Annotated in this window: 8 protein-coding genes; 3 read left to right on the top strand and 5 right to left on the bottom strand. The window is 60.5% G+C overall.

Annotated features, from left to right (window positions below; genetic code table 11):
- Positions 1-2: 2 nt before the first annotated feature.
- Together EOL86_02350 and EOL86_02355 are read right to left on the bottom strand one after the other, a co-directional pair.
- Positions 3-1,538 carry a glycosyltransferase family 9 protein gene (locus EOL86_02350; protein NCD24424.1) on the bottom strand — a complete coding sequence of 512 codons (1,536 nt, stop codon included), beginning with the start codon at positions 1,536-1,538 and terminating at the stop codon, positions 3-5.
- A gap of 74 nt (positions 1,539-1,612) precedes the next feature.
- A complete protein-coding gene (locus EOL86_02355) occupies positions 1,613-4,210 on the bottom strand; it encodes a tetratricopeptide repeat protein (protein ID NCD24425.1) in 2,598 nt (865 codons plus the stop codon).
- Positions 4,211-4,376: 166 nt separating this feature from the next.
- Here EOL86_02355 and nadC point away from each other — a divergent pair, with 166 nt between their 5' ends.
- Genes nadC through nadB form a run of 3 tightly spaced genes read left to right on the top strand, consistent with a single transcriptional unit; the run spans position 4,377 to position 7,862 of the window.
- Entirely contained in the window at positions 4,377-5,246 is an 870-nt protein-coding gene (gene nadC / locus EOL86_02360; GenBank protein NCD24426.1) for a carboxylating nicotinate-nucleotide diphosphorylase, read from the top strand.
- Entirely contained in the window at positions 5,243-6,265 is a 1,023-nt protein-coding gene (gene nadA / locus EOL86_02365; GenBank protein NCD24427.1) for a quinolinate synthase NadA, read from the top strand. Before nadC ends, nadA begins: the two co-directional genes overlap by 4 nt.
- Before the next feature lie 13 nt (positions 6,266-6,278).
- A complete protein-coding gene (gene nadB / locus EOL86_02370; GenBank protein ID NCD24428.1) occupies positions 6,279-7,862 on the top strand; it encodes an L-aspartate oxidase in 1,584 nt (527 codons plus the stop codon).
- A 15-nt stretch (positions 7,863-7,877) separates the two neighbouring features.
- Here nadB and EOL86_02375 read toward each other — a convergent pair whose 3' ends face one another.
- From EOL86_02375 to EOL86_02385, 3 genes are all read right to left on the bottom strand, one after another.
- Positions 7,878-9,578, bottom strand: coding sequence for a hypothetical protein (locus EOL86_02375; GenBank protein NCD24429.1), 1,701 nt, complete (start codon positions 9,576-9,578; stop codon positions 7,878-7,880).
- A gap of 57 nt (positions 9,579-9,635) precedes the next feature.
- The gene (locus EOL86_02380; GenBank protein ID NCD24430.1) at positions 9,636-10,181 is read right to left on the bottom strand and encodes a hypothetical protein; all 546 of its coding nucleotides are present in this window, start codon (positions 10,179-10,181) and stop codon (positions 9,636-9,638) included.
- Positions 10,182-10,500: 319 nt separating this feature from the next.
- The gene (locus tag EOL86_02385) at positions 10,501-11,676 is read right to left on the bottom strand and encodes a sulfite exporter TauE/SafE family protein (protein NCD24431.1); all 1,176 of its coding nucleotides are present in this window, start codon (positions 11,674-11,676) and stop codon (positions 10,501-10,503) included.
- Positions 11,677-12,243 lie beyond the last annotated feature (567 nt).

The raw sequence follows: 12,243 nt of genomic DNA on the forward strand, positions 1-12,243 counted from the left end.
GACTAATCAACATCCATGCCAAGACAGTTTTGAAACGCGGTCAAAAGCGCGCCATAGCGACCGCACAACGCCACGAAACCCTCCATGGACCGGGCGGCCTCCTGGGATTGGTACATCCACATCGGACCCAAAACCCCAAGCCCGCGACTCGCGTCCAAAAAATCCTGAAAATTTTGGCAATTAACGAGAAATTTCTTCCGAATCGACTCCGGCGCCCCCCGGATGAGCAGCCGGGCCTGTTCCTCGACCAAGGTCAATAACAGCAGACCGCGCTCCAGATCAGCCCGTAACGACCGCTTGAAGGGAGATGGTCGCCAGATGGGGGCCGGGATTCCCATGACGGCACTTCTGTCAAGAAACTGACGATAAATTCCACGCTGCTCCTGAATCCAGCTCGAACGATCGCCGTGGCCGCCTGGCGAGATATCCTCCAGGTCCATGAACCCGTGTCCGTCGCGCTTGGCGACCCAAACGCGCGCGCCCAACTCCGAGGACGCGGTCCACTGCCCGGAACGGGCAAAAGCCACGATCATGGCTCCGACCGCCTCCGGATCGATCCGCTCGCGGCAGGCCAGACCGTGGGGACATTGCCGGCCAAAGGTGCACGGACGACAGGGTATGTCCGGCTCCAGGCTGATGGACCCGACCTGGTACGGTCCGGTGTCAAAGGGCTGGGCCGTGGCCAAGAATATGGCCACCACCGGCACGCCCAGGCCAGCGGCCAGATGCATGGTGCCGGTATCGTTGGTCAGCAGAAGGCGCGTCCGGGTCAGGACCGCGGCCAGTGTCGGGATGTTTGTCCGGCCGATCAGGTTCGTGAACGGGTAATCGGCGCCGTGGCCGAAGGCCTCCCCAAGATGGGCTTCGGCACCGGTCCCCAGCAAAACAGGGCGCAAACCCACCTCCCGCCACAGCACCCGCCCGACGCGGACAAAGGCATCGACGGGCCAACGCCGATAATCCTGGCTGGCCCCGAGCTGGAAAGCCACCAAGTCCGAATCCGCGCCCAGCAGGGCGTCGGCCCGCGCCAAGGCCTCGGAATCCGGACGCTTCAGGGCAAAAGAACCAGGCGACAGGCCGGCCACGCGTTGGAAAAGATCGACCAGATTGAACGGGCTGCACCCTCTGTGCTTGGACGCGGCCTGCAGAAAAGCGGCCCATGGCGAAGAATATTGGCCAAATCCAAAGGCGTCGAGGCCAAAGCCATCCCCGGCATGGCCCAGGGACTGGCCCAGCAGTCGGGCCGAAAGCGTTGGGGTCAAATTCAGAATTCGGTCGGGATGGGTCCGCAGACACTGCTCGCTCCATAGCCGCAGGGCGGCCACGGCCAGGGGCCACCCCTGATCGACCAGGGCCAAAAACCTGGCTCCAGGCAGGGGAACGACCGCGTCCAGGTCCCGCAGCAGGGCCGTGGCGCCCTGGAAAGTGTCCAGACACACCAAACTGGTCCGGTGCCCGGCGGCCTTGAGGCCGCTCAGCACGGGCTGGGTCTGGAGCAAATCCCCGAAGCGGGTCAGATTGACGACCAAGGTATGCATGACACTCTCCACGGACAAACCGCACGGCGGACACTCGAAAAGCACGCGACGCTAGGCCGCGCCGGGCCCAGGGGCTATCCCTTGGTGTCCAGAATCCGGTTCTTGTAGGCTTCAAACTGGGACGAGGCCCGGAGCGCCGCGCCAACAACGGCAAAAAAAGAAAAAAGAATCAGACAGATATTCAAAACAAGCCATCTATCCTGACGCAAATCCCGCCCCATGATCCCCTGCTTGGGGAAAAAATAGATCAACCCCAAGGAAATGCCCCCCGACACCACGATGGCGATGACCTCGAAAAAGAGCAGATACTTTCCGGACAACAGTGAAAAAAGCACGGCATTGCGCACCGTTTGCAAAAAAAGCAGCTTCTGTTCCAATTTCTTGAGATCCTGGGTGGCCGCGCGGACCGCCTCGTGGGCCCGCCGGAATTTATCCGGCACATAGAGGTCCAGCTGGCCGACCATCTGCAACTGCTCGCCGCAATGATTGAACAATTCATTGAAATGATGCAGCAAGCGGGGAAAGGGAAACCACGACGCCTCGTGCTGGATTTCCAGCAGGCGGTCGAACAAAACCTTGCGCTGGGCGCCAAGTTCCTTGATATCCTTCTTGACCCTGGCCTGAATTTCATCGCGGATCATCAGGGTACCACGGATCAATTTCGCGGTGGCCACGTAATTGCCGATACCGGAGTGGATGCTTAATCCCTGAATGCGTTCGGCAAACCCCCGATACGCGTCGTGGTCGCGCGGCAGCCACTTGTCCAACAGGTCTGGCAGATGCTCGACGGAACCGACGATTTCCGAGGCTGTCCGGTCCGCCTCCTGCCAAATATCCCACAGATCGGCCAGAATCAGCGTGCGCCCGCCCTCGAGCTCCGGGTCCAACAACATGACACTGAAAAAATCCGGGTCCTGTTGGATCAAATCCCGCAGCATGCCCTGGGCCTCGGCCAAAAAGCCGGACTTGATCAGGCACACGGCCTGACGGTAACGAGCCGGCAAAAATCGCGAGGACTCGCGCAAGGCCTTGCCGTAGAGCCCCACGGCCTCCTGATGCACGCCCTGCACCTCGCACAGCCGTCCTTGCAGAAACTGGACGTACGAACGCTGCAACGGGGTGTAGGTCAGCCCCTCGGCCTCCTCCCAATAACCACGCGCCCGCTTCAGCTCGCCGCGCTCCATGGCCATGAATCCCTGCAGCAGCCGCGGCTGGTAATTCTTATGCGCCTTGAGAATATACTGGTCGAGCTGTTGCGAGGCCCGATCGATGTGGCCCATGCGCATGGCGTCGAGGGCGGACCAGATCAGTTCCTCCCCCGGATCCCGCAAATCCTGGATGCCATCCGGCCATTGCTTGCCCTTGGCCCGCCAGACCAAATTCATCATCCGCAACTGGCAGGTCTGGTTGACATCGAACATGGCCCCGACGACCGTGGCCAGGTCCCCTTTTTCCATGAGCAGATTGGACAGATCCTGCAGCAGGTCCGAGGACAGGCGCTTGTCCAGGGCCTGGAACAAGCCCGGCAGGGCGTCCAGCCCCATCTGACCGAACCGATCCAAATAATTGATCATGGTATTGGCCGGTTGCAGTCGCCGCGACGGACATTTGACCGGTGGATGCGAACGCAGGCCGCAATAAAAGCACGGCGCCTCGGAGCCGGAAACCAGGGGGGAAGGCAGGAGGATATTCAGGCTGCCATGCCGCTTGGTACCGCCTTCCATGGAAATTTGGACCTGAAAAAAATCGGAAATCTTGGTGCGGGACATGGAAAACCGTGATTCCACGGGAGTCAGGCGGGGGTCCGCGATCTGAAACATCGTGGCCAGGGGCATGTACAGGACGCCGGACTCCAACGCCTCGAAAACATGCAGCATTTTTTTCGGAAAATCCGGCGTGAAGGAATGGCTGTCGAGTTCCATGATGAGATACTCGCAAGGCCACACCTGCACGTCAGCGCTCCCGACCAGGGTCATTATCTCCAGGATCAGGCGCGCCAAGGTGCGCAGGGAAGAAATCTTGAGCATCAGCACATGGTCTTCGCCATGCTGGTACACGACCTTGTTTTGCGTCAGGAGCGGCTCGATGCGTTCGAAATAGGAACGCCATCCCTTGGCAAAAACCTTGTCCTGACGCGTGCCGATGGGACGGATCAGCCACAACCAATTCGTGCTCGTGGACACGGTGAGCTGTTCACTGGATTCCAGATCAAACCATTTTCCGGCCAAACCATCCAGATTCTGGCTCTGCTTGAAGGACACGCCGGTCATGCTCCGGCCCAGTTCGCGCAAATGGGACGTGACCCGAACCACCAGGCGCTTGGGAAACCCGACTTCCAGGTTGCTCAGCTCGGCCTTGACAGACAAGGACCGCTCGAACGCCTCGCCCACGATCAGGCTGCATTCGAACACGGTCACGGCGGCGGCAATGGGGTTCAGACGCGCCCAGTTGTGCAGCCGGGCCAGGCCGATCATGACCATCGGATCGGGAAAAAACCACAAGACCTGAGTCTTTTCCTCGGCCAGGGACCAGCCACCCATGTCGGACAGGGATTGAAAAAAGCTGACCGAAGGCGCCTGCGGGTAGCAAATCCAGCAAGCAATGCCGTTGCTGACCAATCGCGAAGAGAGCGTGCGCGGCACCTTGGCCAGAAGCGTGGCGAGAGAATTCATCGGACTCCTCGTGTCAGGGAATTTGAAGGCGCGTGCGCCTTGACGAGCATGACACGCAGCCCAGACGAGCGCAACCGAGGAATACTCCGGGAACGGCTTGACGCGACAGGGGCCATTTCCTAGTCATCAGACCTCGGCAAACCATCAATCCGGTAAGGACTTTCCCATGTTTGCTTCATTCTTCACGCCCGAGCGCATGTCCCTTCTGCACCGTCTCGTGGATCTGGCCCTGGAGGAGGACGGCCCCGACCTGACCTCCGAGGCTGTTTTTCCTCCCTCGTCCATCCTGCACGCCTCCATCCTGGCCAAGGACGACGCCATCGTCGTCGGCCTGCCGCTCATCGCCATCGTGCTCGCGCGCATGGGCGTTCTTGACGCCAGCTCCGTCACGCTGCTGGCCAAGGACGGCGAGAGTGTCACCAGGGGACGCGAAGTGGCCCGCATTGTCGGCCCGGCCCCGGCCCTCCTCAAGGCCGAACGGGTCATCATGAATTTTATCTGTCGTCTGTCCGGCGTGGCCAACGCCACCCGCCGCTTCGTCGAAGCCGTGGACGGCACGGGTGTGCGCGTCCTGGACACGCGCAAAACCACGCCCGGACACCGCTACCTGGAAAAATACGCCGTGCGCATGGGCGGTGGCCACAACCACCGCGCCAATCTGGAAGAAATGCTCATGCTCAAGGACAACCATATCGACCAGGCCGGGTCCATCACCGTGGCCGTGGCCGCCCTGCGCGGGGTCTATGCGCCCTGCCCGCCCCTGGAAATCGAATGCCGCACCGTGGACCATGTCCGCGAGGCCGTGGGTCTCAAGCCCGAGCGCATCATGCTCGACAACATGCCCCCGACGCTTGCGGCCCAGGCCCTGGCCCTGATTCCGGCCAGCATCGAGACGGAAATCAGCGGCAACGTGACCCTTGGCACCATCCGCGCCCTGGCCGAACTCGGGCCGACCTTCATTTCCACCGGCGCCATCACCCATTCCGCCGTTGTCGCGGACTTTTCCATGCGCCTGACCCAACCGGAGGAACAATGAACCAGGCAGAGGTCATCACCGACATCAGAAAACGCATGGGTGGCCGTCTGGCCATCCTGGCCCATCATTATGAATCCGACGCCATTGTCCGCCACGCCGACATCCTGGGAGATTCCCTGGAACTGGCCCGCAAGATCGACGGCCTGGACGCCGAGCACATCGTCTTCTGCGGCGTGCATTTCATGGCCGAGACCGCAGCCATTCTGGCCAGACCCGAACAGAAGGTGCACATCCCGGACGAAAGCGCGGGCTGCGTCATGGCCAACATGGTTCCGGCCGATCTGGCCAACGTCGTCATCACCCGCCTGAAGCGGACCGGGGCCCGGATCATCCCCCTGACCTATGTCAATTCCTCGGCGGCGGTTAAAGCAATCTGCGGACGGCACGGCGGTTCGGTATGCACTTCGGCCAACGCCGCGACCATGCTGCGCTGGGCCCTGGACGAGGGCGACGGCGTTCTTTTCATGCCCGACGCCAACCTGGGCCGGAACACGGCCAGGAGCCTGGGTCTGCACATCACCGAAACCGCGTTTCTGGACGTGTCCCACGGCGGGCGGCTGGTGGAGCCGGCAGATCCGACCACCCGGCTCTATCTGTGGCCGGGACTGTGCGCCGTGCACGCCAAATTTCACGCCACGCAGATCGAGGCCGCGCGCGCGGCCGAACCCACGGCCCAAATCCTGGTGCATCCGGAATGCGATCCAAGCGTGGTCGAAGTGGCCGATGGTGCAGGGTCCACGTCGTACCTGATCAAAAAAGTGGCCGAACTGCCGGCCGGCAGCGTCATTTACGTCGGCACGGAATGGAATCTGGTCAACCGTCTGGCCCAGCGTCATCCGGACAAAATCATCCGCCCCCTGCGCCAGGCCCTGTGCTCGAACATGGGCAAGATCACCGAAGACAAGCTTGCCCAAACCCTGCGCGGCCTGGACACGGACCGGCCCGTGCGCGTGTCCGAGGACATCGCCGCCCCGGCCCGTCTGGCCCTGGAGCGCATGCTCAACGCCTGCCGCCAATAACAGGAGAAACACCATGCCCCATACCCGTCTCAAAACCGAAATCCTGATCATCGGCTCCGGCATCGCTGGCTGCACCGCCGCCATCTGCCTGGCCGACAAGGGGCACGAGGTCACCCTGCTGACCTCGGGCGACCGCCTGGACAACGGCAACACGGCCCTGGCCCAGGGCGGTATCATTTACAAAGGACACGAGGACAGCCCGGAACTGCTGGCCAAGGACATCACCACCGCAGGCTGGGACTACAACTACACCGAGGCCGTGCGCTACCTGACCGAGGAAGGCCCGAAATCCGTGGAAAAAATCCTTGTCGAGCGGGTTCAGGTGCCCTTTGACCGCGCCAGCGACGGCGACTGGTACCTGACCAAGGAAGGCGGCCACGCCGTGCGTCGTATCCTGACCTGCGCCGACTACACCGGTCGGGCCATCCAGGACAGTCTGGTCAAAACCGTGCTCGGACATCCAGGCATCACCGTTCTTTACAACCGCACGGCCATCGACCTCCTGGCCACCCGGCATCAATGCACGGATCTGGAATCCCGGTATCAGCTCGACAACCGATGCGTGGGTGTCTACGTGTTCAATGGCGAGACAGGGGAGCCAAACACCATCCTGGCCGATTTCACCGTGCTCTGCACCGGCGGCCTGGGCCAGATATTCCAGCACACGACCAACTCCTCGGCCTCCATCGGGTCCGGCCTGGCCATGGCCCAGCGCGCCGGAGCCACGGTCATGAACCTGGAATACATCCAATTCCACCCCACGGCCCTGTTCCACCGCGCGGACCGCAAATTTCTCATTTCCGAGGCGGTACGCGGCGAAGGCGCCCGCTTGTTCAATGCCAAGGGCGAACGCTTCATGGCCCGTTATGACGAACGCCTGGAACTGGCCCCACGCGACATCGTGACCAGGGCCATCACCGACGAACTGCTCAAGACCGGTGAGGACTGCGTCTTTCTGGACGCGGCCAACTTCGTGGACAAAAACCTCCGTAAACGCTTTCCGACCATTTATGACAAATGCAAAGAAATCGGCGTAGATATCACCAAGGAACCCATCCCGGTGGTGCCGGCGGCCCACTACTCCTGCGGCGGAGTCTTGGTGGACAAACGCGGCCGAACCACCATCGAAGGCCTGTACGCAGCCGGCGAAATCGCCTGCACCGGCGTCCACGGCGCCAATCGTCTGGCCTCGACATCGTTACTGGAAGGCGTGCTCTGGGGGCAGAGCGCGGCCGAGGACATCATCCGTCGCTACGACGACGGCGCATGCGGCTTGTCCCAAAAATTACAGGATTCCATCCCGGACTGGATCACATCGGGCAAGACCGAAATGGAAGACCCAGCCCTGATCAATCAGGACTGGGTCACCATCCGCAGCACCATGTGGAACTACATGGGCATCATGCGCACCACGTCGCGCCTGGAACGGGCCTTCGAGGATTTGCGCAATCTCAACAAGCGTCTGCATTCCTTCTATAAATCCATCCGCGTCTGCAAGGAGTCCGTGGACCTCTTCCACGGCTGCCAGACCGCCTACATCGTGACCACGGCGGCTCTGCGCAACAAAACCAGCCGGGGCTGCCACTTCCGCATGTAACGCCGGGTCTTTTCATCAGAGGGGGGTGGTCAGAAAATCCGTCACCAACGCCTTGAAGCGCCGCCCCCCCTGCTCCAAGTCCAGGCGCTCCAGATCGCCAACGCCCAGATTCTGAATCCAGGCCACCAGCAGGCCAAGACAGACCAGATTGCGCTGCAGGTAAACATCCTCCACATCCCGTCGGAGGGCTTCCAGATAGTCGCCCCGGAAAATCACCTCGAACCCTTCCGCCAGCAGCACATGCCGCATGATCCCAAGACGCCGCGAGCGCTGCCCCCAGGTGCCGCTTCCACCCTTGAAACGAAAACCCAGGTGTCCGGAAACGCCCACGTCGTCGCAATCGCATTCGATTACATACAAATTTTGGCCCAGACGAAGCGTGCAATACAGATAAAGCTGGGACATGACCGCGTAGCTGCTGGAGTGGGGTGGCTCGTCGTCGACCTCCTCGCGTCTGACGCCCCCCCACCGTACCAGCGAGCTGGTCAGCCCGAGCAGGAAAGACCAGGCCGGAGCCGAACGGACATCCTCCATGGTGACCACAGCTTTTTCCACGACCGAGGGAAAAAGCCCGCCGCCCAGATTGAAAACGTTGCAAATCACCGGAATTTCGAGACGCAGGTGCTTGATCGAGGCCAAGCCCAAGGCTGGCTGGCCCGCGAAGGAAAAAATCTGGGCCAAGCCGCGTTCCAGGCACAGGCAGACCAGATCGTGCAGGGACCGACAGTGCTCGGCCCGCAAGGGTTCGCCGGGCGTCTGAAAAACATGCAGCCGGGTCACGTGGGGCAGAATCGATTCCAGCCGTCGCGACAAAGCGCCGGCGCGTGGCGGAGTCACCTGCGGGATGTCCACCGACGCCGTTTTGTCCGGCAGAGCCAGCACGGTCAGCGGATGTTCATCGTCGGCCAGCCCGGAATCCAGGCGGCGCAAAATTGCCTCGGGCGCATATTTCAGGGCAACACCCTGGATCCAGGCCGTGACCACGTCCTTTGGGCGGACATTTTCCAGACACCCAAGACATGCCCCCCCCTGACCCAGCCCCGCGAAAAACCAAAGCGTGATATTCCCCGAGGCAGCGAAAGCATCCTCGGCCGCGATTTCCAATCCCGAGCCAAGGCCGTCGGGCAATGCGCCTGCCCGGACCAAAGCCTGAAGCTCATGGCTGGCGCGCGCGAGCTCCTCCGGGAAGGCGGCATCGATACACCGGAGCACGGCATCCAAGCCAGGACGCAGATCATTGGCTTCGATGAAATACTGAAACAGGGACGGGGTCAGCAACAAACCGGCCTGATCCGCGCTGTCGGTTCGGACCCGGCCCAGGACGGGCCAAGCCTGCCTGTCGGCGGTAGCATGCAGACGCACCGGAACGCAGTACGGCGGCGTGGCCGGAATCGCGTCCATGGCCGAGGCCAACCGCGCGTAAAACCCCACCTTGGCCACCCAATCGTGTACGTCCATGAAGTGAACCGGATTCATGATCTGAAGCTGATCGGCCAATTGCCGGATTCTGGCGCCCAGATCGGAAACCAGGGCGTCAACCTGACACCAGTCCACGACCCGCCTGGACATGGCCACATCCTCGATCCGCGACAGCAGATCGAAACACGCCACGGAGCCAACGTGAATTTTTTGAAACGCGTTGTATTTACTCCGGGGAATGCTCCCGGACGCAAAGGACGCAAACGTCCAGTGGGAAAAAAGATCAAGATCGTTCATGCGCTGTCCTCGAAGGCGATCAGGCCCAGTTGGCGGCCAATGGTCCGCCATGGGGCGTCATGACTGCCTCGTGTTTATATCCGAAGTCCGGGCCGGGTCCGCCTCCCCGGCGCCGCTTTCCGAGGAAGGCTTGAGCAAATCCACGAAAGGCAACATGGCCTCCTCGCCGCCATGTTTTGTCCAGGCCAAAATACGCTGATAAAATGGAAACAGGCGCATCAGCCGGCCGTAGGCGATCCGCACCGCAAGGTACATGGGGATAAAGAAAAAAGGGTACAACACACTGTCCCCAAGACCGGGCACGGAAAACGGAAGTTCGAGAGGCACCCCGCCAAAACGCAGGTCCATCCAGGCCAGCCCAAAGGGGACAGGCCAAATGGACAGGGTAAACGCCCCGGCCTGACTGAAAAAATACTTGCCGAAGGCTTCATGGGCCTGCTTGTTGGTGGCTTTGTAGGCCTCCTTGTTGGAACTTTTCAGCGCGTGGATTGAAAGGTTGTGCTGCCGGACCATTTCGTCGTGGTACCGGCCATAAACCTTCCGGTTCAATCGGCGGGCCAAGATTGATGTGATGTCGCCCAGGAGGACACAGCCCAAATTCAAGATGAAAAGTCCGAAAAAAAATCCCGCCCAAGGATGTTCAAAGAGACGAAAAGCCCAAATGATCAGGGGATCAAGAGCCCACAACGCGTCATGAAGAATTCCCATGTTTCGATACGCCCCCACATTTCAGGATCCGATACCAGCCGCCCGTTCCTGGTCCTGAATGATAAAATGGTTGCAAAAAGGCCTCCCCCACATCTGGACCACGGAGAATTGTTTCTCGTCAACACCAAGGGCCACGCTGCAACGAGAACACATGCAGCAAAAAAGGCCCCGGCTGCGCGCCAGGGCCTTCATCACACACGAAATTATCCAGAAATCAACCAAAAAGCATATCCAGAACGCGGATATTGAAGAAACCCCGCAGCACGTAGTCGATACCGACATAAAAAGCCAAAATGATGAACAGGCGCTTCAGCAGCTTGTCGGACAGGTACTTGGAGGTCATGGGGCCAACAATCGAGCCGATGGCGACACCAACCATTTCCGTGCCGATCAGAGCCCAGTCAATGGGCGTTCCCTTGGTCATGAGGGTCAGGATACTGGTGATCATGCTGATCAAGACGGCCAGGGCGGAGGTGCCGGCCGCCAGGTACATGGGCAGCTGGGAAATGGCGGTCAGGAAAGGCACCAGCAAGAACCCGCCACCGACACCAAGGAAAGCGGCCACGGCCGAGATCGCGACACCACCAACCACGGGCAGGACGGGATTGAAGGTGAACTCAACCCCACAGAACGTGAAGTCCACCTTGGACAGGCTCATGCCAAGGATCTTGACACCCGTCGGCGCCGGGGCTCCGCCGGTCTTCTGGGCCTTCACAGCGGCCTCGAAAGCCTTGGCGGCTTCCTTGGCCTTGCTTTTCTTTGCCTGGCCGGCAGCGGAGGTATCCCAAAGCAGGAACATACCCAGGGCCAACACGAAAAGTCCAAAATACCCCTGATACTGGGAGAAGGAGACCTTGCCCGCGGTCAACGTGGCGGAACCCCACGCGCCCAGCAGGGAGCCAACGCCCAGGGCCAGGGCCAGGGGGAACACGAGGCGCCCCATCTTGCCATAATTGATGGACGAGATCAGGGCGGACAAACCGACCAGGAACTGGTTCGAGGCCCGGATGGAGTCCGTGACCGTCTTGTTCAGATCGGGGGCGGTGGATTTGAAGCCCTTGGCGTAGGCACCAAGACCAAAAACGGTCATGTGACCCACGCCGGCCATGACGCCACCAAAAGCGCCGACCGTGGAGAAAATCCAGCCTACCCAGATGGCCCAGATCAAAGCCAGAATGATGTTGACCTGCGGCCCGCCGGGAATGCCCAGGAAACCGGCCGGCTTGGACGGATCGATCTGGCCGTTTTCCGTGCCCACCGGGGCTTTGGCAATGGCCTGTTGCAGCTTGGAGCCGGTCGGCGCCGCCTGATCGGCGGCCGCTGTCACGGCCGGGGCGGAAGTCGGGGAACTGGCGTTATCGGCCAGCAACGGCCCCTGACACAAAAGCATGGCCATGACGGCCACGATCACCACAGCAAAAATTTTTCGGGTCATGCCCATACCACTCTCCTCCTCGCGTTGTTCGTCACGGACGTGACATCAAATTTCCACATGAACACAATATGCGGACAATTCACACAAATATCCGCCAGGCGAATTCTCGCCGAGCGGCAGCGGTGTCCCCCTTACCGAGGCGCGGCCAAGCCTTCCGGGGTCCCACCGGGCTGTCTTGGTCATCACGAATCGATGTCCTTCACATACCCCCCGGACGAAGCGACTCGAAGAAACATGAACTATTCGTGACATAAAAATCCAGACATTTCCACCCTGGACAGGCCCGCCGTACGAGGATCGTCCAGCAAAAAAACAAAAACCGCCGAAGGCGTGACTGGTTCCTAGGTGAGGCCGGGTTGACTGTTCAATTTTTTTTTTCTTTGTTCGTTTTGTCACATTTTTCACTGACTAGTAGAAAATCACTCTGGAATTTAGATAAAATTTTGTTATTTTTTTCACGAAATATCCTTCACCATGCAAAACCACCCAACACCACGCATCCCTCGACACCAGTCAAATGCC

The sequence above is a fragment of the Deltaproteobacteria bacterium genome (assembly GCA_009930495.1).
Taxonomy (GTDB): Bacteria; Desulfobacterota; Desulfovibrionia; order Desulfovibrionales; family Desulfomicrobiaceae; genus Desulfomicrobium.